This window comes from Kitasatospora sp. NPDC048545 (assembly GCF_040651155.1).
Classification (GTDB): Bacteria; Actinomycetota; Actinomycetes; order Streptomycetales; family Streptomycetaceae; genus Kitasatospora.
Genome location: NZ_JBEZIQ010000017.1, coordinates 1 through 26,071 on the forward strand (window position 1 = coordinate 1; position 26,071 = coordinate 26,071).

Consider the following 26,071-nt stretch of genomic DNA (forward strand, 5'->3'; position numbering starts at 1 on the left):
TGCAGGGAACGGTTCACGACAGCGCCTACGAGAAGGTCTTCGGCGGTGAAGCGCTCGAACCGGCCGCCGGCGAGGGCGCGTGGACGGCTGAGGACCGGACGCGGCCGGACGGGCCGGGCCTATCCTCGACCGCGTGCCCCTCATCAGCCTGCACGACCGCGCCGCGCTCGCCGCCCGGTTCCGCACCGATCCGGCGCTACACCTGTTCGAGCTCGGCGACCTGGACGACACCACCTGGTACACCGCCTCCGCCGAGCACGGCCCGGTCGCCCTGCTGTACAGCGGCGGCGACACCCCCGTCCTGCTCGCCTTCGCCCGGCCCGCCGCCGTCCCCCCGCTGGAGGCACTGCTGGGCGACCTGCTGCCGTTCCTGCCACGCCGCTTCCTGGCCGGACTGCCGGACGGCGCCGAGCGGGCCCTCGCACCCGACTACGCGGTCGAGCGCCGGACACCGCTGCTCCGGATGCTCCTCACCCACGACCTTTCCACCGAAGTCCCCCACGAGGCGCAGCTGTTGACCCCGGACGACCTCGCCGACACGCGCGCCCTGCTGCCCACGTCGTACCCGGAGGCCTGGTTCGACCCCCGGATGCTGACCGGCGGCGGGTACACCGGCGTCCGCGAGGACGGCCGGCTGCTGGCCGTCGCCGGGGTGCACGTCCACTCCCCAACCCAGCGGGTCGCGGTCCTCGGCAACGTGACCACCCACCCCGACGCCCGCGGCCGCGGCCTCGCCCGGGCCTGCGTCACCGCCCTGTGCCGGCACCTGGCCGCGACCACCGACCACCTGGGCCTCAACGTCCGCACCGACAACGCCCCGGCGATCCGGCTCTACGAGCGGCTCGGGTTCACCACCGTCGCGACGTACAACGAGCTGGTGCTCAGCGCATCCTGAGCGCCCGGGCGGTGCGCAGGTTCAGGCGGTGCGCAGGTTCGGACAGGGCGCCCGGTCAGACGGTGCGTTCGATGGTGCCGTGCCAGGTGCGGCGGTAGCCCTCGGAGAGCGGGCCGCCGACCAGGTCGAGGACGTGCCGGGCCGCCCGTGCCAGCGGGTCCGGGTCGCCGTCCCGGCACAGCCGCAGGTGGCCGTCGACCAGGGCCGGACCGAGGACCGGGTCGGCTTCCCGGAGGCGGCGCGGCAGCCACTTGCCGGCGCCGGTCCAGGCCCGCCGGTGATCGCAGAGCAGGTCGGCGGCGGCGGTCAGCACCTCTGCGGCGATCGCCAGGCGTTCCGCGTCGTCGTCGGCGTCCGCCAGGTCGTCCAGCAGGTCGGTCAGGCCGTAGCGACGGGTCTCCACGGTGTCCGGGGCCAGTGCGGGCGGGCCCTGGCGCAGGTCGGCCCGGGCCCGTTCGCGGGCGCGGGCGCCGTGGCCGTCCGGGTCGGTCAGCAGGAGGCCGGTGGCGTACATGTTCTGGAGGACCGCCCGGCGGGAGGCGGCGTCGACGGCGAACAGCTCGGCGAGGCCGGTCCCGGTGTGGACGAAGAGTTCGACGACGCGGCCCTCGAAGCGGACGGTCTCCCGGTGGGTCCCGCCGCCGTCGGCGACCAGGACCGCGAGGTCGAGGTCGCTGGTGGCGGTGGGGTTCCCGGTCGCGGCGGAGCCGGCCAGCAGTGCGGCGAGCGCGTCCGGGTAGCGCTCGGCCACCAGACGGCGAGCCTGATCGACCATCTTCGCAATCATGGCGATCAGGATCGCACGGATCCGGTCGGGCCTGGGGCGGCACCGACCCCGCTTCCCTGATCACGACTCGATATCCCTTGTCACGGACCCGCGAGGAAGTCGTCACGGACCGGTCAAAGCCTGGCCGAAGTCATGGCACCGGTCAGTGGAGTGCGCTATGAACGTCCATCAGGAGGGCCGCCCGACGGCGGCCCGCGATGACGGGGGACGTCACATGAAGCCCATCCGCAGCAATCGCCGCGTGCTGGCCCTGGCCGCACTGGCCGCGGTCGGCACGCTCACCATGACCGCCTGCAACGACGACGCGGCGTCGTCGGACACCGCGGCGACGACACCGCCGGCCGCCCCGTCCGCCGCCGCCACCGACGCGCCGTCGCCGAGCGGTGGTGCCATCACCCCGGCCGCCCCGACCTCCGCCCCGGCGGGCGGCGCGGCGTCCGGTACGGCCGCCGCACCCGCACCGGCCGGCGCCACCGCGGCGCCCGGAACCACGGTCAAGGTCGGCGACGCCGTCACGATGCCGTTCAGCTCGGGCAGCACCAAGGGCACCATCGCGCTCGCGGTCACCTCGATCGAGAAGGGCGACCCGGCCGACCTCACCTCGCTCAACCTGGGCGACAAGGCCAAGGGCCTGGTGCCGTACTACATCCACTACAAGATCACGAACGCCGGCGGCACCGACCTGTCCTTCACCAGCGTCAACCACATGAAGGGCCTGCTGGCGGACGGCACCGAGGCGCAGGACCTGCTGATCATCGGCGCCTTCCCCAAGTGCAAGAGCGACTCGCTGCCCAAGGGCTTCACCAACGGCCAATCGTCCACCTCCTGCGCGGTGGCGATGTCCCCGGAGGCCTCGAAGGTCGCTGGCGCCGAGTACTGGGGCGACCCGTACACCCTCGGCAAGGGCGTCAACTGGAAGTGATCCACGCGGGCCCGGGGCGGGGGCGGCACACGGCCGGCCCCGCCCCGGGCCCGAGCCCGAGCCCGGCCGACGCCCCGGGCGGGACCCGGGCGGGGGCTCACACCCGGGCCGCCGGCCCGCCGTAGATCCGCAGGAAGGCGTCGACGCCGACCGCCGCGATCCGCTCGACCTCCTCGTCCGCCACCGGGACGGCGCCCCAGAACGAGCGCTCGGCGATGCCGTGGAAGGTCAGCAGCGTGTACTGCTCCGCGGCCAGTACGGCGTCCTCGACGGCCAGCAGTCCGCGCTCCGCGAGCGCCTCGAAGTGCGCCGCGAGGTCGCGCAGCGAGGCGATCGGCCCGGCTTCCAGCCAGGCCTCCAGGACGTCCGCCGGGATGTTGGCCACCTCGGCGCGGATCGCCCGGCCGAGGGCTCCGTGCTCACCGGCGGACAGCACCGCGCGGGCCCGCTCCACCGCGAAGTCGACCAGGTCCCGGCGCAGGTCCACCACGCGGTCGAGGTACTTCGCCATCAGGCGCCGGACCTCCTCGGTCAGTTCCGCCGAGTTCTGCAGCGCCACCGACAGGAAGAGGGTCTCCTTGTCGGCGAAGTGGTTGTAGACCGTGCGCTTGGACACCCCGGCCTCGGCCGCGATCGCGTCCATGCTGGCCCGCACGTACCCCTCGCGCCCGAACACCACCGTCGCGGCCTGCGTGATCGCCTTGCGCTTCTCCGGCCGTCCCGCTCCACCCGTGGTCGCCACGGCCCACTCCTCATCCGTCGGCCCACCGGCCGACCTCTTAAGAAACTACTCGGTGTAGTTTATCCGACCCGCGCCAGATCCGGAGCCGCCACCCCGGACGCACGTGATCTATGCTGCCTACGATCTCTACACCCGTGTAGAGGTAAATCGGAAGCCCCCACCTCCGCCCGCAGGCGGCCGGGCCGCCCCCGGGAACCGGACGACCGGCCCGAACGTCCAGAACTGGAAGCACCGCGAACGGATTTCCGAACGACGGACAGGCACCGGAGCGGGCACCAGCGCCACCATGGCGCACGGGACACGGGAACACCGGGGGTAAGTGCGTGGCAGGACAGCGAGGACGGTCGCCCGACCAGGGTTCGCGACGGCGGACGGCGGGCGGACCCGGCGCGCCCGCCCGGCCCCTGCCCGGCGGCGCCGCGCTGCCGGTAGCCGCGACCCTCGGGCTGCCCCTGGCCGGCGCCGCGGTCGACGAACTCTCCGGCCCCGGCATGGGCCTGGCGTTCGCGGTGGGCGCGGTGCTCGGCACCGGTGTGGCGGCGGCGCTGAGCAGCCGCAACGGCTGGTGGTGGCTGCTCGCGGCCTCACCGCTGGTGGTCCTCGGCGCGACGGCCGCCGTCGAGCTGGCCGCCCACCGGGACCGCTACCAGGGAAGGGGCCTGGCCACCGGCGCCGCGAAGTGGGTGGTGCAGGGCTTTCCCGTGATGGCCGAGGCCGCGGCCGCGGCCCTACTGGTGATCGTGGTCCGGCTGGTCCGGCACCGGAGGAGGCACCGTGGCTGACGACGCCGAGCAGCACACCCAGCGCACCGGACGGACGGGGCCGGCCCGGGGCGCCGAGCGGACCGGGGGCGCCCCGGAGGCCGGAAGCGGCGGCCGGGCAGCCGCCCGCCGCGGCGACGGGAAGCGGGCGCCCTCCCCGCTGCTGATCGCCGGCCGGGTGGTGGCCTGCACCGTCGGACTGGCGGTGTTCGCCGCCAGCGGGGTGGTCTGGTACGAGTACAAGCAGCTCACCGACGGGATGACCACGTCCGACGTCATCGCCGAGACGAAGAAGGACGCACCCAAGCACCTCGACAACTCGGTCAACCTGCTGCTGATCGGCCTGGACAGCCGCAAGAACATGGACGGCTCCGACCTGCCCCCGCAGTTCGTCCAGGACGAGCTGCACGCCGGCCACAGCTCAGAGATCGGCGGGTACAACACCAACTCCCTGATCCTGCTGCACATCCCGGCGAAGGGCGGCAAGGTCCAGGCCGTGTCGATACCGCGCGACGACTACGTCATGACCTACAACGCCGACGGCTCCCAACTGGGCATGGCCAAGATCAAGGAGGCCTACGGCGCGGCCAAGGACAAGGCCGACCCGGGCCTGCGGGCCAAGGGCCTCAAGGGCGCCGACCTGGAGAAGGCCGGCCGCGACCTGGGGCGCGCGGCCACCATCCGCACCGTGCAGAAGTTCCTCGACCAGCCCATCGACCACATCGCCGAGGTCAACCTGATGGGCTTCTACGACATCGCCAAGGCGGTCGAGCCGATCCAGGTCTGCCTCACCCACGACACCAAGGACCCGGCCATGGAGGGCCAGGGCTCCGGCGCCGACTTCAAGAAGGGCATCAACACCCTCAACGCCGCCCAGGCGCTCTCCTTCGTCCGCCAGCGCCACAACCTCGACGGCCCCGACGGGAACTCCGGCGACTTCGCCCGCACCCACCGCCAGCAGGCCTTCATCTCCGCCGTCGTGCACAACCTGAAGCAGAAGGGCATCGTCGGCGACCTCGGCAAGATGCAGCAGCTGATGGGCGTCATACAGAAGGACCTCGTCATCGACAACGAGTGGAACATCCTCGACTTCGCCCAGCAGGCCCCGGCACTGGCCGGCGGGAACGTCGAGTTCAACACCCTGACCTTCGACGGCTTCGGCACCCGGAACGGCCAGGACGTCAACCTGGTGACCCCGGCGAAGGTCCAGAAGGTGGTCAAGCAGCTGTTCGGCTACGCCGACGCCGCCGCACCGGCCGCCACCGACCCGGCCGACGGCACCCCCGGCGCCACCCCGCCGCCCACGAGCCAGACCCCCACGCCGACCCAGACGGCCGACGGGACCGTCACCGTCGACGTCCTCAACGCCTCCTCGGCCGCCGGGGTCTCCTCCACCACCGAGTCCAAGGCCCTGGTCGCGATGGGGTTCAAGCAGGGCCGGACCGGATCGGCGGCCGGCCGGCCGAAGACCACCACCGTGGTCTACGGCAAGGGCGCCAAGGAGGCCGCCGACCAGATCGCCGCCCGCTACGGCGTGACCGCCACCGAGTCCACCACCGCCACCGTCGGCGCCGACCGCGTCGTGGTCACCCTCGGCACCGGCTTCACCGGCGTGGGCGGGGACAAGTCCGCGGCCCCCGCCGGCGGCTCCTCCGACCCGGTCGCCAACCTCCCGATGCAGGGCCCCGGCGTCGACGCCCAGTCCGACGGCGGCATCCCCTGCGTCTACTGACGCTCCCCGCCGACCGCACGGTGCCCCGCCGACCCCGGCGGGGCACCGCTCACAACCACTCGAAAGCTCACGACCACTCGAAGTAGAGCGCCGGCCGCACCGGCCGCGGACCGCCCGGCGCGAAGAGGAACACCAGGTTCACCGTCGGCCCGGACAGCTCCTCCAGCCGCGGGCCACGGATGCTCAACCCGAACTCGTTGATCCGCCGGCCCGCCCCCGTCCGCACCTCGCGGTACCAGGCCTCCAACGGCTCGACCGGCAGCCCCCAGTACGCGGCCAGCTCACCCGACAGCCGGTACGCGTCGTCCACCGTGGCGGCCGGGAAGGTCGCGCTGACCAGGTCGAGCGCCTCCCCCTCGGCGGCGACCGTCAGCTCCACCCGCCCGGTGAACCAGCGCCCGCCCGGCAGCGCGATGGTCGCGGCGACCACGGGGACGTGCCAGCGGCGCCGGACACCCTCGGGCCAGCCCACGTCGCCGCGGCCGTGGCCGCTGCGGAGGTTCCAGGTGACGGCCGTCGGCCGGACGGGCTGCTCGTACGACAACGGGACCTCCGGATCAGGGCGCGGTCGGGGTGGCGGACGCAGTGGCCTGGTGCTCGAGCGTGAGCCTCAGGTTGTCGCCCCAGGCGAACTCGACATTGACGGTCACCGGCTCACCGTTGTTGACGGTGTCGTACTTGAGGCTGACACCGACGAGCGGTCCTTGCGGGGTCAGCAACTTGAAGTCCGAACCGCCGTCCTCTCCGGACAAGTGCGCCCGGTCGCCCTTCGCCAGGTCGTCGAGAACGTTCCGGCGGAACTGCTCGATCCTCTCGGTGTTCAGTCCGAACTGCTCGCAGAGCTCCAGGGCCTTCCGATACCCCTCGTCGAGCGACATTTCGGGGTACCAGCCGGTGAGTTCGTCCATGTTCTCGGCGTCGTCGAGCGTGACCGCCACCATGAGCATCATCTCGTCGGCATGGAAGCGCTGACCTCCCGGCAGATCGATGTCCACCGGGCCCAGGTTCTCGAAGTCGTGGCCGCTGTGCGGGTTGAGCTTGACCCCGAGGTCGGCGCCCCGGTGCGAGTTCCGGAGGTCCCAGTGGACGGGATGGCTCCTCGTGCTCACCAGATAGCACCCGGCCGCCACCAGGAGCAGGCAGAGCAGCCCCACGAGTATGCGGATCCGCCACGGCACCCTCACGGCACGACCTCGTATTCGTCGGCCCGGGCGAGCAGCGGTGTGTCGATGAGTGTCTTCGCCTGCACCGGATCCGCCAGAAGATGCTGGTACTTGGGCAGCATGTCCTTGCGGATCCAGTCCATCCGGTCGTTCGTGTCGGTCACGTAGCGGTCGTCCCACCAAGTCGACCATTCACCACCGTAGTAGCCGTTGAAGGACTTGCCGCCCGGGATCGGTGACTCGGTCATGACTGACAGGACCTGGGCGAAGGTGTCCCCGACCGGCCCGTGGTGACGTTCTACTTGCCGGTACGAACCGGGGAGCACGACGGTCTGCTCACGTTCCAGAAGCGCGGCGTTCCCCGCTGCGACCCTCTTCGGGTCCCCCGAGTCGATGTCCCTCCACGCATCGGTCAGTTCTTGGGGGTACTTCTTCGAATCATGCGCCTGAAGGGCCTCGATCCCGGCCATGCCGTACTGCTGGTACGCGGCGTGCATGGCGCCGACGTCGTCGAAGATGTCCTTCTGCATGTGCAGGAACTTGTTCTGGAACCACTGGACCTCCTCCGTGCTGAGACCGGCCAGTAGCGACACTCCCGGAACAGGGGTGACGAGCCCGCCGATGTCGGCGCCCTTGATCACCTCGTTGAGGTCGTGGAGCCCCCCGTACACCGGCGCGCCGGCCAGTTTGGCCATGCCGGCCCACTGGAAGTCCCGGTTCTCGTCCCACAGCTTCTGGTACCAGGCATAGACCTTCTGCACCGTCTCGTCGTTGGCGTCCAGTCCCTTGTCCGGATCCCACTTCGACGGGTCGATCCCCGCCTTCTTCAGGGCGAGTTGTCTGTAGTACTCCTGGAGCGTCGGCACGCCGGGCAGTCCCTGGACCTTCCAGGGCGCCGCGTCCAGGAACAGGTTGCGCCGGTCCGGCGGCAGGGCGCTCCACCAGGCGGCCCGGGCGGCCGGGTCGGTGGGGACGGCGTCGCCCTCGACCGTCCCGGCGAGCCGGGTGGCCTCGACGAGGTCCTTGGCGGCGAGTTGGAGCGCACCGACCAGGCCGGTCCGCCCCGATCCGTCGAGGAGCTTGGACTCCGCGGCCAGCTTGCCGAGTTCGGCCGCGCACTTGGCGTCGGCCTGGGTGGCGGCCTGGACGGCGGCGGCGATGTCGGCGGTGAGGGTCGCGGCGTAGGCGGCCTGGGCGCGGTAGGAGTCCGCGGCCTCCTGGCGCAGCGCAGCGTTCTTGGGCAGCTGGTCGGCCGGCGTAGGCGTCGCGGTGACGGTGCCGTTCGCGTCGACCGTGAGGCCGAGCCTGCTCGCCTCCGTCAGCACGTACTGCAGCTCCTGCTGGGCGGTGGTCACCGCCAGGACGAAGCCGGACAGGACCTGCTCGACCGCCTGGAGTTCCAGTGCGGCCACCTGCAGCTGGAGTTCCTGCTGGCCGAACGAGTGCCGGGCGCCGGTCGCGGCGGGTCCGGTCCAGGTCCCGAGCGGCTTCAGCACCGACTCCTCGATGTGCTGCCGCGCTTGGTCGAACGCCTTGGCGACGGCCTGCCAGTCCTTGCCGGTCTCCGTCACCGACTCCAGCTTCACGTCGCGCAGGCGCGCGAAGTCCACCACGGGAGCCCCCCTTCCCCTGTTCCGCTACTGGAGGGCCCCGGCGTTCCCGCTCTCGGTCCTGCCGTAGTTGTCGGCCGCCTTGCGGAGCGCCTCCTCGTCCGCTCCGAGCGCGGTGCGGATCTTCTCCGCGCCCTGCGTCCAAGCGGTGACCACGGCGGCCAGTTGTCCGGCCACCTGCCAGCCGCCCAGCGCCGCTTCGGCGGTCCCCGAGGCGGTGCCCGCGGTCTGGACCGGCGCGGCGAGGCTGGTGGCGATGGACGAGGCGTTGGCCGCCGAGGACCTCAACTGCTCCGGCGAGACCTCGTATCCGGCGTCCGACATCGGATCGACCCCCCATTGCTCGATGCGATGTCCCGACCCTAGCGGTGCCGGGCCGTTCGCCGCCGGACTTTCTCGAACATGAGCACGGGAACGGGTGCGGTCGCCCCCGGACCACCCTGGCGCAATTCTCCGTACTATGTATAGTGTACTGCGTACGGGGTAATCGTGCGGATGCCCCGCGATGCCAACGAGAGGGTTCCCGCCTTGCAGATCACCAAGACCACCGTCTCCCTGACCGTCGAGGACGTCACCGTCTCCGCCGCGTTCCTCCGGGAGCACTTCGGATACACGGAGGAGATGTCGGCCGACGGCTTCGTCTCGCTCGCGCACCCGGGCGGCGGGGTCAACGTCGTCTACCTGCGGCGCGGCCTGGAGGTCCTGCCGGAGGAGCAGCGCCACCGCACCGCGGACGGCGTGATCCTGGCGTTCGTCGTCGAGGACGTCGCCGCCGAGGAGCGGCGGCTGCGCGAGGCGGGGGTCCCGATCACGCTGCCGCTGCGCGAGGAGCCGTGGGGCGAGAAGCTGTTCCAGGTCACCGACCCGAACGGGGTCGTGATCGAGCCGGTGGAATGGGCCGCGCGGTAGCCGCGCAACGACCGGCGCCCCTCGTCCCGGCCGGGACGAGGGGCGCCGACGCGCGTCGGGGGACGGTCAGTCCACCGTCCAGGTGTCGTTGCCGGCCAGCAGCGCGGCCAGGTCGCCCGTGCCGCGCTCGGCGGTGGCGGCGGCCAGCTGTCCTGCCATCAGCTCGTCGTAGACGGGCCGCCGGACGCTGCGCAGCACACCGATCGGCGTGTGGTGCAGGGTGTCCGCGTCGGCGATCCGGGAGAGCGCGAAGGCGGTGGCCGGGCCGGCCGCGTGCGCGTCGTGGACCAGGACGTCCGCCTCGTTCTCCGGCGTGACGGGCGCAGTGGACAACTCTCCGTCCGGGCCCCGGAAGACGCCGTTGGCGGCCTCCGCGCCGAAGCGGATCGGCTGCCCGTGCTCCAACCGGATCAGCGCCTCGTCCCGGGTTCCGGGCTCCTTCAGCACCTCGAAGGCGCCGTCGTTGAAGATGTTGCAGTTCTGGTAGATCTCCACCAGCGCCGTGCCCTCGTGCTCGGCGGCCGCGCGCAGCACCGACTGCAGGTGCTGGCGGTCGGAGTCGATGGTGCGGGCGACGAAGGTGGCCTCGGCGCCGAGTGCCAGCGACAGCGGATTGAACGGCGCGTCGAGCGAGCCCATCGGCGTGGACTTGGTGATCTTGCCGACCTCGCTGGTGGGCGAGTACTGGCCCTTGGTGAGGCCGTAGATCCGGTTGTTGAACAGCAGGATCTTCAGATTGACGTTCCGCCGTAGGGCGTGGATCAGGTGGTTGCCGCCGATCGACAGCGCGTCGCCGTCACCCGTCACCACCCACACGCTGAGGTCCTGCCGCGAGCCGGCCAGACCGGTCGCGATCGCCGGCGCCCGCCCGTGGATCGAGTGCACTCCATAGGTATTCATGTAGTACGGGAAACGCGAGGAGCAGCCGATGCCCGAGACGAAGACGGTGTTCTCCCGTCTGATGCCGAGCTCCGGCATGAAGGACTGCACCGCCGCCAGGATCGCGTAGTCCCCGCAGCCGGGGCACCAGCGCACCTCCTGGTCGGTCTTGAAGTCCCGTGTGCCCTGCGGCTCTTCGGCCTTGGGCACCAGCCGCAGGGACGGGAAGCGGTGCTCGCTCATCGGTGGTCCTCCTCGTCCAGGGTGCCGATCGCGGCCCACAGCACGTCCGCCAACTGGGCCGCCTTGAAAGGCAGTCCGCGCACCTGGTTGTAGGACTCGGCGTCCACCAGGTACTTCGCCCGCAGCAGCAGGGCGAGCTGCCCGAGGTTCATCTCGGGCACGATGACCTTCTCGTAACTCCTCAGCACCGCGCCCAGGTTGGCCGGGAAGGGGTTGAGGTTGCGCAGGTGCGCCTGGGCGACCTCGCCGCCGTCCGCACGCACCCGGCGCACCGCCGCGGTGATCGGACCGTAGGTCGAGCCCCAGCCGAGGACCAGCACCCGGGCGTCACCGGTCGGGTCGTCCACCTCGACCGGCTTGACGGTGATGCCGTCGACCTTGGCCTGCCGGGTGCGCACCATGAAGTCGTGGTTGGCCGGGTCGTAGGAGATGTTCCCGGTGCCGTCCTGCTTCTCGATGCCGCCGATCCGGTGCTCCAAGCCGGGCGTGCCGGGCACCGCCCAGGGCCGGGCGAGGGTGTGCGGGTCCCGCAGGTACGGCCAGAAGGCGCCGTCCTCGCGGTTCGGGCCGGTCGCGAACCGCGGGTCGATCTCCGGCAGTTCGTCGACGTCGGGGATCCGCCAGGGCTCCGAGCCGTTGGCCAGGTAGCCGTCCGAGAGCAGGAAGACCGGGGTGCGGTAGGTGACCGCGATCCGGGCCGCCTCCAGGGCCGCGTCGAAGCACTCCGCGGGCGTGGCCGGGGCGACGATCGGCACCGGCGCCTCGCCGTTGCGGCCGAACATGGCCTGCAGCAGGTCCGCCTGCTCGGTCTTGGTCGGCAGGCCGGTGGAGGGGCCGCCGCGCTGGATGTCCACCACCAGCAGCGGCAGTTCGAGCGAGACCGCCAGGCCGATCGTCTCGCTCTTGAGCGCCACCCCGGGCCCGGAGGTGGTGGTCACGCCGAGCGCCCCGCCGAAGGCGGCGCCGAGCGCGGCGCCGATGCCGGCGATCTCGTCCTCCGCCTGGAAGGTGCGGACCCCGAAGTTCTTGTGCTTGCTCAGCTCGTGCAGGATGTCCGAGGCCGGGGTGATCGGGTACGAGCCCAGGTACAGCGGCAGGCCCGAGCGCTGCCCGGCGGCGATCAGCCCGTAGGAGAGGGCGAGGTTGCCGGAGATGTTGCGGTAGCGCCCGGCCGGGAGCTTGGCCGGCGGCACCTCGTAGGAGACCGCGAAGGTCTCGGTGGTCTCGCCGAAGTTCCAGCCCGCCCGGAAGGCGTGCACGTTCGCCTCGGCGATCTGCGGCTTCTTCGCGAACTTGCTGCGCAGGAACGACTCCGTGCCGTGCGTGGGCCGGTGGTACATCCAGGACAGCAGGCCCAGGGCGAACATGTTCTTCGCCCGCTCCGCGTCCTTGCGGGCCAGGCCGCTGTCCTTGAGCGCTTCCAGGGTCAGCGTGGTCAGCGGCACCTTGTGCAGGTGGAAGCCGTCCAGCGACCCGTCGGTCAGCGGGTCGGCCGCGTAACCGACCTTCGCCAGCGCGCGCTTGGTGAACTCGTCGGTGTTGACGATGATCTCCGCGCCGCGCGGCAGGTCCGGCAGGTTCGCCTTCAGCGCGGCCGGGTTCATCGCGACCAGCACGTTCGGGGCGTCGCCCGGGGTCAGGATGTCGTGGTCGGCGAAGTGCAGCTGGAAGGACGAGACGCCGGGCAGGGTGCCGGCGGGGGCGCGGATCTCGGCCGGGAAGTTCGGCAGCGTGGACAGGTCGTTGCCGAAGGACGCCGTCTCCGAGGTGAACCGGTCGCCGGTGAGCTGCATGCCGTCACCGGAGTCTCCGGCGAAACGGATGATCACCCGGTCGAGTCTGCGGATCGGCTTGGTGCGCCCGGGTGCCGGGCCGCCCGGGGAGGGTGGGCCGGCGGGCACGCCCGAACCGGGGCGCACGTCGCCGCTGCCGGCACGGGTCTCGTCGCCGTCCGAGCCGTCCACTGCCTCTGACTGATCGACCTGACTGGTCACTGCCGCGGACCTCCTAGGGCACACCACCGCGGGCGCGGCCCCGTGCCCCGTCCGCCTGGTGCACCTCCCGCATCCTATGCGGGTGGAGTCGGCCTGGGACGGAACTCCCGCGTGCGGCGGGAAATCACCGGCCCGCGCCCGTACCGCACACATGGACAACGTCCGGCCGCCGTAGATCATTCCGGATCCGGCGGCCGTTCCCGGCCCCGCGGCCGCGCCCGGACCCTGCGGCCGCGCCCGTCCCCGGCGCGGCCGGGGCGTCGGCCGGGAGGCGGGCCGCGCGCCGTTCCGCGGGTCGGGCCGGGGGTGTCGGCTAGGAGTTGAGGTACGTCAGGACGGCCAGCACCCGGCGGTGGTCCTCCGGGCTCTGGGCCAGGCCCAACTTGAGGAATATGTTGCTGACGTGCTTCTCCACGGCACCGTCGGAGACCACCAGCTGCTTGGCCACCGCCGCGTTGGTGCGGCCCTCGGCCATCAGTCCGAGCACCTCGCGCTCGCGGGGCGTGAGGTTGGCCAGAACGTCGCCCTTGCGGCTGCGGCTGAGCAGCTGCTGCACCACCTCGGGGTCGAGCGCGGTGCCGCCGTCGGCGACCCGGACGACCGCGTCGGCGAACTCCCGCACCTCGGCGACCCGGTCCTTCAGGAGATATCCGACGCCGCGGGTGGATCCGGCCAACAGTTCAGAGGCGTAACGTTCCTCCACGAACTGCGACAGCACGAGCACGTTCAGCTGCGGGTAGTGGCCGCGCAGCTCGACGCAGGCGCGCAGACCCTCGTCGGTGTGGCTCGGGGGCATCCGCACGTCGGACACCACGACGTCGGGCAGCGCGTCGGCCGCCGCCAGGTCGTGGATGGTCTTCACCAGGGCCTCACCGTCCCCGACCCCTGCGACGACCTCCAGGCCGCGATCGGTGAGCAGCCGGGTCAGTCCCTCCCGCAGCAGTACGGAGTCCTCGGCGATGACGACGCGACGCATGGCGACCTTCCCGGCTGGGGCGAGCTGACGGAAGCCAGTCTCCCCCATCCCGGGGGCCGGTCGTCCCCGATGCGCGAACCGGCCGCCCCCGGACGCGGGTTCCGGGGCGGTCCGGCGCGGTCCGGACCTGGAACGCGACCGGCCCGGGCCCGGTCGTACCGAGAGCCCGGGCCGGTCGTACCGGAAACCGCGTCAGGGGGTGCGGACGGCCGGCGCGCCGGAGCGCGCGAACGGCCGGCGCGTCACATCGTGCGGATGGCCACCGCGTCGCACAGGCCCTCCAGGGCCGCCTTCGCCCCGCAGTCCGGCAGCGGCGCGAGCAGCGCCCGGGCCTCCTCGGCGCGGCGCAGCGTCTCCGCGCGGGCGCGCTCCAGCGCGGGGTGGGCCCGCATCAGGCGCAGCGCCTCGGCGTGCAGCTCGTCGTCCACGAGGTCCTGGGCGAGCAGTTCGCGCAGCCGGGCGTCGTCCGGGTCCGCCGCGTCGGCCGGCATCTGCTGCAGCAGCAGGGTCGGCAGGGTGGGCACGCCCTCGCGCAGGTCGGTGCCGGGGGTCTTGCCGGACTCGTGGCCGTCGCTGGCGATGTCGAGCACGTCGTCGGCCAGCTGGAAGGCGATGCCGATCCGCTCGCCGAACTCGCCGAGGGTGTCCACCAGAGCGGGCTCGGCACCGGCCATCAGTGCTCCTATCCGGCAGGAGACCGCGATCAGCGAGCCGGTCTTGCCCTCCAGCACGTCCAGGTAGTGCAGCAGGGGGTCCGTCTCCGGGCCGGGGCCGCGGGTCTCCAGGATCTGACCGGTGACCAGCCGCTCGAAGGCCTCGGCCTGCATCCGCACGGCCTCCGGGCCGAGGTCGGCCAGCACCTGGGAGGCGCGGGAGAACAGGAAGTCGCCGGTGAGGATGGCGACCGAGTTGTCCCAGCGGGAGTTGGCGCTCGGGGCGCCGCGGCGCACCGGGGCCTCGTCCATCACGTCGTCGTGGTACAGCGTGGCCAGGTGGGTCAGCTCGACGACGACCGCGGCCGGCACCACGCCGGGCGCCCCCGGGTCGCCGAACTGGGCGGCCAGCAGCAGGAGCAGCGGGCGGAAGCGCTTGCCGCCGGCTTCGAGGAGGTGACTGGCCGTGACGGTGATGAAGGGGACGTCGCTCTTGACGGCCTCGCCGAGCGCCGCCTCCACCGCCTCCAGTCCGGCCTGGATGTCCCGGGTCAGGTCGCGGTCCTGCACGCTGAGCCCGAAGGGTTCCACGACGGTCACGAAGACCACTCCTCTGTCCCTGGTCGATCTAGCGGCCTGGTCCCTGAGTGCCGCCGCTGGCCATACAGGCAGGGTATCCGGTCGCGAGTGGATCACTGCACGGGCGTGCGGATCCTGTCATGATCGGGCCGGATGCCCTGGTCAGGGCGGCTGCGCGGGCCGTGCGGCGGTGGGGGCGAATTCGGCTGGAAATAAAGGCGGGAGAGCCGCCGGAACACTCCGGCCCCGGCTGTCGACAAACACCCGTCCGGGCCGCGCGGACGGGGCGCGGCCCGGACGGGTGTTCGTCGGTTTTCGGTGGACGCGCCGGGTCAGCGCACGAACAGCGAGGCCTTCGACGCGAGGTCGAGGAAGTACTGCGGCAGCAGGCCGAGACCCAGCGTGACCAGCACCCCCACCCCGATCGCGGTCGCCGTGAAGGCGCTCGGGACGGCCACGGTGGGGCCGCCCGGCTGCGGGTCCGAGAAGAACATCAGCACGATGACCCTGATGTAGAAGAACGCGGCCACCGCCGAGCTCAGCACACCGACGATCACCAACGGTGTCGCCCCGCCGCTCGCCGCGGCCTGGAAGACCGCGAACTTCCCGGTGAAGCCGGAGGTCAGCGGGATGCCGGCGAAGGCCAGCAGGAACAGCGCGAAAACCGCCGCGACCAGCGGGGATCGCCGCCCGAGCCCGGCCCAGCTGGACAGGTGGGTCGCCTCGCCCTTGGAGTCGCGCACCAGGGTGACCACGGCGAACGCGCCGAGCGTCACGAAGGAGTACGCCAGCAGGTAGAACAACACGGAGGAGATGCCCTGCTTGTTGACGGCGATCACGCCGGTCAGGATGAACCCGGCGTGCGCGATCGAGGAGTACGCCAGCAGCCGCTTGACGTCCTGCTGGGTCACCGCCAGCACCGCGCCCACCACCATGGTCAGGATCGCCACGCCCCACATCACGGGCCGCCAGTCCAGCCGCAGGCCGGGGAAGGCCACGTAGAACAGCCGCAGGAAGGCCCCGAAGGCCGCGACCTTGGTCGCCGCCGCCATGAAGCCGGTCACCGGGGTCGGCGCGCCCTGGTAGACGTCCGGGGTCCAGGAGTGGAAGGGCACCGCCGCGACCTTGAACAGCAGGCCCACCGCCAGCAGCGCCAGGCCGGTCAGCACCAGCACGTCGCTCCGGGTGCTGCTGAGCTGCGCGGGGGTGGTCATCGCCTTGCCGGAGATGACGTCCCCGATGTCGCCGAGCTTCACGCTGCCCGCGTAGCCGTACAGCAGCGCGGTGCCGAACAGGAAGAACGCCGAGGCGAAGGAGCCGAGCAGGAAGTACTTGACCGCCGCCTCCTGGGACAGCAGCCGGCGGCGGCGGGCCAGGGCGCACAGCAGGTACAGCGGCAGGGAGAAGACCTCCAGCGCCACGAACATGGTCAGCAGGTCGTTGGCGGCGGGGAACAGCAGCATCCCGCCGACCGCGAACATGGTGAGCGGGAAGACCTCGGTGGTGGCGAAGCCGGCCCGGACCGCGGCCCGCTCCTGCTCGCCGCCGGGCGTTGCGGCGGCCTGGGCGGCGAAGGCATCGGCGGGCAGGCCGCCGGCCTTGGGCTCCAGCCGCCGTTCGGCGTAGGTGAGCACCGCGACCACCGAGGCCAGCAGGATCACGCCCTGCAGGAACAGCGCCGGGCCGTCCAGCGCGACCGACTCCATGGCCAGCAGGTCGATCCGGGTGAAGCCATGGCTCTGCACGGCGAGCACCACCACGGCGACGAAGGCGCCGACCAGGCCGGCCAGCGCGATCGTCACCTGCGTCCAGTGCCGGTACCGGCGGGGCACGAAGGCCTCCACCAGGATCCCGGCCACGGCGGCGCCGAACACCACCAGCATCGGGGAGAGTTGGCCGTACTCGATGTGCGGCGCCGGGATGCTGGGGGTGTTGCCGCCGGCGGCGGCGAGCACTGCGGTGGGGCTCACTTCTGCTCACCTCCTGAGGTGGCGGCGACCGGGTGGGCCGGCGCCGGGTCGGTCTCGTGGACCTGCGAGAGCGTCGCGTTCACCGAGGGGTTGACCAGGTCGGTGAGCGGCTTGGGGTAGACGCCGAGCAGGACGGTCAGCGCCACCAGCGGGGCGACCACGGCGAGTTCGCGCGCCTTGAGGTCGGGCATCGCGCGCACGCCCTCCTTCACCGGGCCGGTCATGGTGCGCTGGTACAGCAGCAGGGCGTACAGCGCGGCCAGCACGATGCCGAAGGTCGCGACGATCCCGATCGCCGGGTAGCGGGTGAAGGTGCCCACCAGCACCAGGAACTCGCTGACGAACGGGGCGAGCCCGGGCAGCGACAGGGTGGCCAGGCTGCCGATCAGGAACGTCCCGGCGAGCACCGGGGCGACCTTCTGCACGCCGCCGTAGTCGGCGATCAGACGCGAGCCGCGGCGGGAGATCAGGAAGCCGGCCACCAGCATCCAGGCGGCGGTGGAGAGGCCGTGGTTGACCATGTAGAGGGTCGCGCCGCTCTGGCCCTGGCTGGTCAGGGCGAAGACGCCCATGATGATGAAGCCGAAGTGCGAGATCGAGGCGTAGGCGACCAGCCGCTTGATGTCCTTCTGGCCGATCGCCAGCAGCGCGCCGTAGACGATCCCGATCAGCGAGAGGACCAGGATCGCCGGGGCGAAGGTCTTCGAGGCGTGCGGGAACAGCCCGAGGCAGAAGCGCAGCATCGCGAAGGTGCCGACCTTGTCCACCACCGCGGTGATCAGCACCGCGGTGCCGGCGGTGGCCTCGCCCATCGCGTTCGGCAGCCAGGTGTGCAGCGGCCACAGCGGGGCCTTCACCGCGAAGGCGAAGAAGAAGCCCAGGAAGAGCGCCTTCTCGGCAGTGCCGGACAGCTGCAGCTTCCCGTCGGCGACCGCCGAGGTGAGCGTCGGCAGATCGAAGGTGCCGAAGCCCTGGTCCTGCGCGATCACGTACAGGCCGATCACGGCGGCCAGCATGACCAGGCCGCCGAGCAGGTTGTACAGCAGGAACTTGACGGCCGCGTAGGAGCGCTGGCGCGCCGACTCCGGGCCGCCGGCCCGGTCGCCGAAGCCGCCGATCAGGAAGTACATCGGGATCAGCATGGCTTCGAAGAACACGTAGAAGAGGAAGACGTCGGTGGCGTAGAAGGAGACGACCACCATCGCCTCCACCGCCAGGATCAGGGCGAAGAAGCCCTGGGTCCGCCGCCGGTTCTCGAACGTGCCGTCGGGCCGGGCCGGGCCCGGATCGGCGTCGTGCCAGGAGGCGAGCATCACCACCGGTACCAGGACCGCGGTGAGCAGGGCGAGGACGGCGCCGATGCCGTCCACGCCCAGCGAGAAGCTGATGCCGAAGGAGCGGATCCAGCTGTACGACTCGGTCAGCTGGTAGCGGGCGCCGCCGGGCTCGAAGCGGACCGCCACCAGGACGGCCAGCACCAGGGTGACGGCCGAGACGCCCAGGGCAACGGACTTGGTGGTCCTGCGCCGGGCCTCGTTCGACCCGGCGGGCAGGGCGGCGGTCAGCACCGCGCCGGCCGCCGGGACGGCGCAGGTGACGGACAGCAGGGCGCTCATGCGCTCACCCCCCACGTGGAATCTGCGCGAGTCATCAGACGGACCTCATCAGGAGAGTCGTGGCGACCAGCACCAGCGTGCCGCCGAACATGGAGAGCGCGTACGTGCGGACGAAGCCGTTCTGGATCCGCCGCAGCCGGCTGGACAGGCCCCCGATCGCGGCGGCCAGGCCGTTGACGAAGCCGTCCAGGCCGCGGCTGTCGAAGTAGACCAGCGTCGCGGTGAGCGCCGAGCCCGGCCGCACCAGCACCGCGTGGTTGAACTCGTCCTGGAGCAGGTCGCGGCGGGCGGCCCGGGTGAGCGGGGAGCCGACCGGCGGCACCACCGGGACCGGCGAGCGCCCGTACACCACGTACGCGAAGGCGACGCCCGCGACCATGCAGACCGTCGTCAGCAGGGTGACGGTCAGCGGGGCGAGCGGCGAGTCGCCCTCCGAGTACCCGGTGACCGGCTCCAGCCACTTCAGGAAGGAGTCGTTGTAGGCGAACACCCCGCCCACGAAGACCGAGCCCAGGGCCAGCAGGACCATCGGGATCGTCATGCTCTTCGGCGACTCGTGCGGGTGCGGGGGGTTGCCGTCGGCGTCGGGCTGCCAGCGCTTCTCGCCGAAGAAGGTCAGCAGCATCACCCGGGTCATGTAGAACGCGGTGACGGCGGCGCCGACCAGCGTGCACAGGCCGAGGATCCAGCCCTCGGTGCCGCCCTTGGCGAAGGCCGCCTCGATGATCTTGTCCTTGGAGAAGAAGCCGGACAGACCGGGGAAGCCGATGATCGCCAGGTAGCCGAGGCCGAAGGTGACGAAGGTGACCGGCAAGTACTTGCGCAGGCCGCCGTAGTGACGCATGTTCACCTCGTCGTTCATGCCGTGCATGACCGACCCGGCGCCGAGGAACAGCCCGGCCTTGAAGAAGCCGTGTGTCACCAGGTGCATGATCGCGAAGACGTAGCCGATCGGGCCGAGCCCGGCCGCCAGCACCATGTAGCCGATCTGCGACATGGTCGAACCGGCCAGCGCCTTCTTGATGTCGTCCTTGGCGCAACCGACGATCGCACCGAACAGCAGCGTGACCGCGCCGACCACCACCACGGCGGTCTGCGCGTCCGGCGCCAGGTCGAAGATCGCCGAGGAGCGGGTGATCAGGTAGACGCCGGCGGTCACCATGGTGGCCGCGTGGATCAGCGCCGACACCGGGGTCGGGCCCTCCATGGCATCCCCGAGCCAGGACTGCAGCGGCACCTGCGCCGACTTGCCGCAGGCCGCCAGCAGCAGCATCAGGCCGATCGCCGTCAGCTTGGCCTCGCTCGCCTCGTGCGCGCCGCCGAAGACCGGGCCGAAGGCGAAGGAGCCGAACTCGGCGAACATCAGCATGATCGCGATCGACAGGCCCATGTCGCCGACCCGGTTGACGATGAACGCCTTCTTCGCCGCCGTCGCCGCGCTCGGCTTGTGCTGCCAGAAACCGATCAGCAGGTACGAGGCCAGGCCGACGCCCTCCCAGCCGAAGTACAGCAGCAGGTAGTTGTCGGCGAGCACCAGCAGCAGCATGGCGGCCAGGAACAGGTTCAGGTACGCGAAGAAGCGGCGTCGGCGCTCGTCGTGCGCCATGTAGCCGACCGAGTAGACGTGGATCAGCGTGCCGACGCCGGTGATCAGCAGGACGAAGGTCATCGACAGCTGGTCGAGCCGGAAGGACATGTCGGCCTGGAAGCCGTCCACCGGGATCCAGGTGTAGAGGTACTCGATGACGGTCCGGTGCTCGGCGTCCCGGCCGAGCAGGTCGGACAGGAGCGCCAGGCCGAAGCCGAACGAGAGCGCCGCGAGCGCCGTGGCCAGCCAGTGGCCGAACCGGTCCAGCGCGCGGCCGCCGAGCAGCAGCAGGACGGCGCCGGCCAGTGGAGCCGCCACCAGCAGCGGAATGAGAGAGTTCACCGAAGGCCCTCCGCCTACAGCTTCATCAGATTGCTGTCGTCGACCGAAGCGGAATGCCTGGTCCGGAAGATGGAGACGATGATGGCGAGGCCGACCACGACCTCGGCCGCCGCGACCACCATCGTGAAGAACGCGATGATCTGACCGTCCAGGGTCCCGTGCATCCGGGAGAAGGTCACCAGCGCCAGGTTCGAGGCGTTGAGCATCAGCTCCACGCACATGAACAGCACGATCGCGTTCCGCCGGATCAGCACCCCGGAGGCGCCGATGGTGAACAACAAGGCTGACAGATAAAGGTAGTTGACCGGATTCACTGCGCGCCCTCCTCGCCGGCCGGGCCGTCCCCGCCGGCCTCGCCGTGCTCGCCGTGCTCGCCGTTCGCGGGCACCGGCACCGGCTCCAGCGACTTGCGCGGACCGGTCACCGCCGGCCGCTCGGAGGACGGACGGCCCAGCCAGTCCGCCGTGCTGTTCTCCAGCTCCGCCATCCGCCGCAGCATCGCCTGGCTGACGTCCCGGATCTGACCGCGCTCGCGCAGCGTCGCCATCACCGAGTCCTCGGCGACCGTGCCGTCCGGCAGCAGGCCCGGCACGTTCACCGCGTTGTGCCGCGCGTACACGCCCGGCGCCGGCAGCGGCGGCAGCTGGATGTTGTCCCTGACCCGCTGCGCCGCCAACTCGCGCTGGGTCCTCGGCGCCTTCACGTGCTCGCGGTGCGTCAGCACCATCGCGCCGATCGCCGCGGTGATCAGCAGCGCGCCGGTGACCTCGAAGGCCCACACGTACCGGGTGAAGATCAGCCGGGCCAGGCCCGGCACGTTGCCCTCGGCGTTCGCCTCGCCCAGCCCGGTGAAGTGGTCCAGCTTCGCGTTGGCGATCCCTGCGATCAGCAGCACGCCGAAGCCCAGGCCGCACAGCACCGCGGCGAACCGCTGGCCCTTCAGCTGCTCCTTCAGCGAGTCCTCGCTGGTGACGCCGACCAGCATCACCACGAACAGGAACAGCATCATGATCGCGCCGGTGTAGACCACGATCTGCACCACGCCCAGGAACACCGCTCCCTCGGCCATGTAACAGACCGCCAGCGCCATCATGGTGGCCGCCAGGCAGAGCGCGCTGTGCACGGCCTTGCGCATCAGCAGCATCCCGAGGGCGCCGCCGACCGCGATCACCGCGAGCACCCAGAACTGAACGGCCTCGCCGGTGGAGGTCGTCCCGGTCGCGGCCGCGAGTTGCCCGATCACTGCTGCACCTCCTTCTCCCGGTCGGTGCGCTCCTGCTGGACCGTGCCGGGCGCCGCCGCGATGACCTCGCCCCGGTAGTACGCGCCCTCGTCGGTGCCCGGGAAGATCGCGTGCGGGGTGTCGACCATGCCCTCGGACAGGCCCACCAGCAGCTGCTCCTTGGTGAAGATCAGGTCCCGCCGGGAGGAGTCGGCCAGCTCGTACTCGTTGGTCATGGTCAGCGCCCGGGTCGGGCAGGCCTCGATGCACAGCCCGCACAGGATGCAGCGGGCGTAGTTGATCTGGTAGACCGCGCCGTAGCGCTCGCCCGGCGAGTAGCGCTCCTCCTCCCGGTTGTCCTCGCCCTCCACGTAGATCGCGTCGGCCGGGCACGCCCACGCGCACAGCTCGCAGCCGATGCACTTCTCCAGGCCGTCCGGATGCCGGTTCAGCTGGTGGCGGCCGTGGAAGCGCGGAGCAGTGGGCTTCTTCTGCTCCGGGTACTGCTCGGTGAGCCGCTTCTTGAACATGGCCTTGAAGGTCACGCCGAAGCCGGCGGCCGGGCCGAGGATCGACGGCCGGTCGGCCCGCTCGGGCCCGTCCCTGCGGTCGGACCGGTCGGACTGGTCAGACGACATCTCGGTTCAGCTCCCTTCGGAATGGTCGGCCCCGTTGAGGGCGTCCTGGAGTTGCTTCGGGGCGCGGCTGCGCCGGCGCGGCACCGGCGGGAGCACCTGACCCGGCAACGGCGGGACCGGATAGCCGCCCTCCATCGGATCGAATTCGCCCTTCGGGGGCGCCTGTTCCTCCTCCGGCTGCTTCCTCAGGAAGTCCCGCACCAGCGCCAGCAGCAGCACCGCCCCGACCGGGGCACCCACGTACAGCACCACCTCGCCGAAGCCGTAGCCCTCGTTGCGCAGCGCCCGCACGCTCGCGATCAGCACCAGCCAGACCAGCGAGACCGGGATCAGCACCTTCCAGCCCAGCTTCATGAACTGGTCGTAGCGCAACCGGGGCAGCGTGCCGCGCAGCCAGATGAAGAAGAACAACAGCAGCTGGATCTTCAGCGTGATCCACAGCATCGGCCACCAGCCGTGGTTGGCGCCCTCCCAGAAGGTCGACACCGGCCACGGGGCCCGCCAGCCGCCCAGGAAGAGCGTCGCGGCCACCGCCGAGACCGTCACCATGTTCACGTACTCGGCCAGCATGAACATCGCGAACTTCAGCGAGGAGTACTCGGTGTTGAAGCCGCCGACCAGCTCGCCCTCGGCCTCCGGGAGGTCGAACGGCGCCCGGTTGGTCTCCCCCACCATCGCGATGACGTAGACGATGAACGACACCGGCAGCAGCGCCGCGAACCAGGTCGGCTGCTGGTGCGCCACGATCTCCGAGGTCGACATCGAACCCGAGTAGATGAACACCGCCGCGAAGGACAGACCCATCGCGATCTCGTAGCTGATCATCTGCGCGGACGAACGCAGCCCGCCCAGCAGCGGGTACGTCGAACCGGAGGACCAGCCCGCCAGCACGATGCCGTAGATGCCCACCGAGGCCGTCGCCAGGATGTACAGCAGCGCCACCGGGAAGTCGGTCAGCTGCAGCGGCGTCCGGGTGCCGAAGATCGACACCTCGTCGCCGGCCGGGCCGAACGGGATCACCGCGAAGGCCATGAACGCCGGGATGGCACAGACGATCGGGGCCAGGATGTAGACCACCTTGTCCGAGCCCGTGACCACCAGGTCTTCCTTCAGCGCCAGCTTCACGCCGTCCGCCAGCGACTGCAGCAGGCCCCACGGCCCGTGCCGGTTCGGCCCGATGCGCAACTGCATCCAGGCCACCACCTTGCGCTCCCAGACGATCGCGATCAGCACCGTCAGGACCAGGAAGGCGAAGCAGAACACCGCCTTCAGCAGGACCAGCCACCACGGGTCCTGGCCGAAGAACTGGAGCGTCTCGTACGGCTGCGGAGTCGTCATCGGTCCTCCCCTACGGCCGCGGCCGCCTCGGCCGGGGCCTGCGCCGCCGGCTCGGGCGCGGCCTCGGCCGCGGCGATCGTGACCAGGTGGCCGACCGTGGTGCCGAGCGCGCGGTGGGCGCCGCCCGGCGTGGAATTGAACGGGATCCAGACCGTGCGGTCCGGGATCGAGTCGGTGACCTCCAGCGGCAGGGTCAGCGAGCCCGCCGGGCCGGTCAGCCGCAGCGCGGCGGCCGCCTCCGCGCCGACCTCCTTCGCCGTCTCGGCGGAAATCCGGGCCACCGCCCGGTGCCGGGTGCCCGCCAGGTGCGGATCACCCTGCTGCAGCACGCCGCCGTCCAGCAGCATGCGCCAACCCGCCAGCACCGCCTGGCCGGTGGCCGGTCGCGGCAACAGACCCGGATGCGCCGCCGGGTCCACCGGACGGTCGCCCTCCCAGGGGGTGAAGCCGTCCAGCTCCAGCCGCGCCGCCCGGACGTCGGGCAGGCCCAGCCGGTGGCCCAGCGCGTCCGCCAGCATGCTCAGCACCCGCAGATCGGACTGCAGGTGACGGCCCATCTGCTGGTCCGGCTTGAGCGCCGACTCGAACATCCGCACCCGGCCCTCCCAGTCCAGGAAGGTGCCGGCCTTCTCTGCCACCGCCGCCACCGGCAGCACCACGTCCGCGCGCGCCGTCACCGCCGAGGGCCGCAGCTCCAGCGACACCACGAAGGGGACCGCCGCCAGCGCCTCGTCGGCCAGCGCCGGGTCCTGCAGGTCGTCCGGATCCACGCCGCCGACCAGCAGCGCCTCCAGCTCGCCCCGCGCGGCCGCCGCCAGGATCCCGTCGGTGTCCCGGCCCGGCCCGGACGGCAGCTCCGCCACTCCCCACGCCGCGGCCGCTTCGGCCCGCGCCGCCGCAGCGGCCACCGGACGGCCACCGGGCAGCAGCCCCGGCAGCGCGCCGGCCTCCACGGCTCCGCGCTCACCCGCCCGGCGCGGCACCCACGCCAGCCGGGCGCCGGTCGCATGCGCCAGCCGCAGCACCGCCGTCAGCGCGCCCGGCACCGCGGCCAGCCGCTCGCCCGCCAGGATCACCGCACCCGGCGTGCGCAGCAGCTCGGCCGCCCGGCCCGCCTCGTCGTTCAGCGGCTCGTCCGCCGCCAGCGCCGCGAACCACTCCGGCTCGGTGCCCGGCGCGGCCGGCAGCAGCGCGCCGCGCAGCTTCGCCAGGCCCCGGGAACCGAACGCGGCCACCGAGTACACCTTCTGGCCGCGGCCGCGGACCGCCTTGCGCAGCCGCAGGAAGACGATCGGCGACTCCTCCTCCGGCTCGAAACCCGCCAGCAGCACCGCCGGCGCCTGCTCCAGCCGCTCGTACGTCACGCCCGAGCCGTCCACGTCCACGCCGCGCCCGGCGACCGCCGCGGCCAGGAAGTCGGCCTCCTCGCCGCTGTGCGGGCGGGCCCGGAAGTCCACGTCGTTGGTGCCCAGCACCACCCGCGCGAACTTGGCGTACGCGTACGCGTCCTCGACCGTCACCCGGCCACCGGTCAGCACGCCCGTCCGGGACCCGCGCAGACCCCCGGCGGCCCTCGCCAGCGCCTCCGGCCAGGAGGCCGGCACCAGCTCACCGTCCACCCGCACCAGCGGGGTGGTCAGCCGGTCCCGCTGCTGGGCGTAGCGGAAGGCGAAGCGGCCCTTGTCGCAGTTCCACTCCTCGTTCACCGCCGGGTCCTCGCCCGCCAGCCGGCGCAGCACCTTGCCGCGCCGGTGGTCGGTGCGCTGCGCGCAGCCCGCCGAGCAGTGCTCGCACACGCTCGGCGAGGAGACCAGGTCGAAGGGGCGCGAGCGGAACCGGTAGGCCGCCGAGGTCAGCGCGCCCACCGGGCAGATCTGGATGGTGTTCCCGGAGAAGTACGACGCGAAGTCGTCCCCCTCGCCAGTGCCGACCTGCTGCAGCGCCCCGCGCTCCACCAGGTCGATGAACGGGTCCCCCGCGATCTGCTGCGAGAAGCGGGTACACCGCGCGCACAGCACGCAGCGCTCGCGGTCCAGCAGCACCTGGCTGCTGATCGACACCGGCTTCTCGTAGGTGCGCTTCATCCCCTCGAAGCGGGAGTCGGCGGCGCCGCTGGACATCGCCTGGTTCTGCAGCGGGCACTCGCCGCCCTTGTCGCAGACCGGGCAGTCCAGCGGGTGGTTGATCAGCAGCAGCTCCATCACGCCGCGCTGCGCCTTCTCGGCCACCGGCGAGCTGAGCTGGGTGCGCACCACCATGCCCTCCGCCACCGGGATCGTGCAGGACGCGACCGGCTTGCGCTGGCCCTCGACCTCGACGATGCACTGGCGGCAGGCGCCGGCCGGGTCGAGCAGCGGGTGGTCGCAGAAGCGCGGGATCTGGGTGCCGACGGCCTCGGCCGCGCGGATCACCAACGTCCCCTTCGGGACCTGCACTTCGACGCCGTCGATGGTGAGCGTGACCAGTTCGACCGCGGGCTTCTCTCCCGTGGAGGCGGTTGGCTCTGTCATCG

23 protein-coding genes are annotated in these 26,071 nt (G+C 71.7%); 5 read left to right on the forward strand and 18 right to left on the reverse strand.

Annotation, left to right across the window (positions count from 1 at the left end; translation table 11 throughout):
• The first annotated feature begins 133 nt into the window (after nucleotides 1-133).
• Nucleotides 134-895: a GNAT family N-acetyltransferase gene (locus AB0D10_RS17775; RefSeq protein WP_360256984.1), complete on the forward strand. Its 762-nt coding sequence runs from the start codon at nucleotides 134-136 to the stop codon at nucleotides 893-895.
• Nucleotides 896-950: 55 nt separating this feature from the next.
• Here AB0D10_RS17775 and AB0D10_RS17780 read toward each other — a convergent pair whose 3' ends face one another.
• Nucleotides 951-1,670, reverse strand: coding sequence for a nucleotidyltransferase domain-containing protein (locus tag AB0D10_RS17780; RefSeq protein ID WP_360256986.1), 720 nt, complete (start codon nucleotides 1,668-1,670; stop codon nucleotides 951-953).
• Nucleotides 1,671-1,896: 226 nt separating this feature from the next.
• On the opposite strand from AB0D10_RS17780, the gene AB0D10_RS17785 reads away from it, so the two are divergent.
• Complete coding sequence (locus tag AB0D10_RS17785; RefSeq protein WP_360256988.1) at nucleotides 1,897-2,604, forward strand: hypothetical protein; 708 nt, start codon at nucleotides 1,897-1,899, stop codon at nucleotides 2,602-2,604.
• A 97-nt stretch (nucleotides 2,605-2,701) separates the two neighbouring features.
• On the opposite strand, the gene AB0D10_RS17790 is transcribed toward AB0D10_RS17785, so the two are convergent.
• On the reverse strand, nucleotides 2,702-3,346 hold the full coding sequence (locus AB0D10_RS17790; protein WP_360256990.1) for a TetR/AcrR family transcriptional regulator: 645 nt from the start codon (nucleotides 3,344-3,346) through the stop codon (nucleotides 2,702-2,704).
• Nucleotides 3,347-3,669: 323 nt separating this feature from the next.
• Here AB0D10_RS17790 and AB0D10_RS17795 point away from each other — a divergent pair, with 323 nt between their 5' ends.
• A complete protein-coding gene (locus tag AB0D10_RS17795; RefSeq protein ID WP_360256992.1) occupies nucleotides 3,670-4,128 on the forward strand; it encodes a DUF6542 domain-containing protein in 459 nt (152 codons plus the stop codon).
• Nucleotides 4,121-5,839, forward strand: a complete 1,719-nt coding sequence (locus AB0D10_RS17800) for an LCP family protein (protein ID WP_360256994.1) — start codon at nucleotides 4,121-4,123, stop codon at nucleotides 5,837-5,839. Before AB0D10_RS17795 ends, AB0D10_RS17800 begins: the two co-directional genes overlap by 8 nt.
• A 67-nt stretch (nucleotides 5,840-5,906) precedes the next feature.
• Here AB0D10_RS17800 and AB0D10_RS17805 read toward each other — a convergent pair whose 3' ends face one another.
• From AB0D10_RS17805 to AB0D10_RS17820, 4 genes are all read right to left on the reverse strand, one after another.
• Nucleotides 5,907-6,383, reverse strand: coding sequence for a hypothetical protein (locus AB0D10_RS17805; RefSeq protein WP_360256996.1), 477 nt, complete (start codon nucleotides 6,381-6,383; stop codon nucleotides 5,907-5,909).
• A gap of 13 nt (nucleotides 6,384-6,396) precedes the next feature.
• A complete protein-coding gene (locus AB0D10_RS17810; RefSeq protein ID WP_360256998.1) occupies nucleotides 6,397-6,948 on the reverse strand; it encodes a hypothetical protein in 552 nt (183 codons plus the stop codon).
• A gap of 71 nt (nucleotides 6,949-7,019) precedes the next feature.
• Nucleotides 7,020-8,615 carry a hypothetical protein gene (locus AB0D10_RS17815; protein ID WP_360257000.1) on the reverse strand — a complete coding sequence of 532 codons (1,596 nt, stop codon included), beginning with the start codon at nucleotides 8,613-8,615 and terminating at the stop codon, nucleotides 7,020-7,022.
• A 24-nt stretch (nucleotides 8,616-8,639) separates the two neighbouring features.
• Complete coding sequence (locus AB0D10_RS17820; RefSeq protein WP_360257002.1) at nucleotides 8,640-8,936, reverse strand: type VII secretion target; 297 nt, start codon at nucleotides 8,934-8,936, stop codon at nucleotides 8,640-8,642.
• Nucleotides 8,937-9,140: 204 nt separating this feature from the next.
• On the opposite strand from AB0D10_RS17820, the gene AB0D10_RS17825 reads away from it, so the two are divergent.
• Nucleotides 9,141-9,521 (forward strand): VOC family protein, encoded by a 381-nt coding sequence (locus AB0D10_RS17825; RefSeq protein ID WP_360257005.1) that lies wholly within the window; start codon nucleotides 9,141-9,143, stop codon nucleotides 9,519-9,521.
• Between the two features lie 66 nt (nucleotides 9,522-9,587).
• Here AB0D10_RS17825 and AB0D10_RS17830 read toward each other — a convergent pair whose 3' ends face one another.
• The 12 genes from AB0D10_RS17830 to AB0D10_RS17885 all read right to left on the reverse strand — a co-directional run bounded on the left by AB0D10_RS17830 (nucleotide 9,588) and on the right by AB0D10_RS17885 (nucleotide 26,069).
• Nucleotides 9,588-10,643 (reverse strand): 2-oxoacid:ferredoxin oxidoreductase subunit beta, encoded by a 1,056-nt coding sequence (locus tag AB0D10_RS17830; RefSeq protein ID WP_360257008.1) that lies wholly within the window; start codon nucleotides 10,641-10,643, stop codon nucleotides 9,588-9,590.
• Nucleotides 10,640-12,637 (reverse strand): 2-oxoacid:acceptor oxidoreductase subunit alpha, encoded by a 1,998-nt coding sequence (locus AB0D10_RS17835; RefSeq protein ID WP_360257010.1) that lies wholly within the window; start codon nucleotides 12,635-12,637, stop codon nucleotides 10,640-10,642. Before AB0D10_RS17835 ends, AB0D10_RS17830 begins: the two co-directional genes overlap by 4 nt.
• A 313-nt stretch (nucleotides 12,638-12,950) precedes the next feature.
• Nucleotides 12,951-13,613 (reverse strand): response regulator transcription factor, encoded by a 663-nt coding sequence (locus tag AB0D10_RS17840; RefSeq protein WP_360257012.1) that lies wholly within the window; start codon nucleotides 13,611-13,613, stop codon nucleotides 12,951-12,953.
• A 242-nt stretch (nucleotides 13,614-13,855) separates the two neighbouring features.
• The gene (locus AB0D10_RS17845; protein WP_360257014.1) at nucleotides 13,856-14,866 is read right to left on the reverse strand and encodes a polyprenyl synthetase family protein; all 1,011 of its coding nucleotides are present in this window, start codon (nucleotides 14,864-14,866) and stop codon (nucleotides 13,856-13,858) included.
• Nucleotides 14,867-15,177: 311 nt separating this feature from the next.
• Nucleotides 15,178-16,815, reverse strand: coding sequence for an NADH-quinone oxidoreductase subunit NuoN (gene nuoN / locus AB0D10_RS17850; RefSeq protein ID WP_360257017.1), 1,638 nt, complete (start codon nucleotides 16,813-16,815; stop codon nucleotides 15,178-15,180).
• Nucleotides 16,812-18,431 carry an NADH-quinone oxidoreductase subunit M gene (locus AB0D10_RS17855; RefSeq protein WP_360257019.1) on the reverse strand — a complete coding sequence of 540 codons (1,620 nt, stop codon included), beginning with the start codon at nucleotides 18,429-18,431 and terminating at the stop codon, nucleotides 16,812-16,814. The genes nuoN and AB0D10_RS17855 overlap by 4 nt, the downstream gene beginning before the upstream one ends.
• Before the next feature lie 34 nt (nucleotides 18,432-18,465).
• Nucleotides 18,466-20,361: an NADH-quinone oxidoreductase subunit L gene (nuoL, locus tag AB0D10_RS17860; protein WP_360257021.1), complete on the reverse strand. Its 1,896-nt coding sequence runs from the start codon at nucleotides 20,359-20,361 to the stop codon at nucleotides 18,466-18,468.
• 14 nt (nucleotides 20,362-20,375) lie between these two features.
• Entirely contained in the window at nucleotides 20,376-20,675 is a 300-nt protein-coding gene (nuoK, locus tag AB0D10_RS17865) for an NADH-quinone oxidoreductase subunit NuoK (RefSeq protein ID WP_030235394.1), read from the reverse strand.
• A complete protein-coding gene (locus AB0D10_RS17870; RefSeq protein WP_360257288.1) occupies nucleotides 20,672-21,601 on the reverse strand; it encodes an NADH-quinone oxidoreductase subunit J in 930 nt (309 codons plus the stop codon). The genes nuoK and AB0D10_RS17870 overlap by 4 nt, the downstream gene beginning before the upstream one ends.
• Entirely contained in the window at nucleotides 21,601-22,221 is a 621-nt protein-coding gene (gene nuoI, locus AB0D10_RS17875) for an NADH-quinone oxidoreductase subunit NuoI (protein ID WP_360257024.1), read from the reverse strand. The genes AB0D10_RS17870 and nuoI overlap by 1 nt, the downstream gene beginning before the upstream one ends.
• 6 nt (nucleotides 22,222-22,227) lie before the next feature.
• On the reverse strand, nucleotides 22,228-23,559 hold the full coding sequence (nuoH, locus tag AB0D10_RS17880) for an NADH-quinone oxidoreductase subunit NuoH (RefSeq protein WP_360257027.1): 1,332 nt from the start codon (nucleotides 23,557-23,559) through the stop codon (nucleotides 22,228-22,230).
• Nucleotides 23,556-26,069: an NADH-quinone oxidoreductase subunit G gene (locus tag AB0D10_RS17885; protein ID WP_360257029.1), complete on the reverse strand. Its 2,514-nt coding sequence runs from the start codon at nucleotides 26,067-26,069 to the stop codon at nucleotides 23,556-23,558. Before AB0D10_RS17885 ends, nuoH begins: the two co-directional genes overlap by 4 nt.
• Nucleotides 26,070-26,071: the final 2 nt, after the last annotated feature.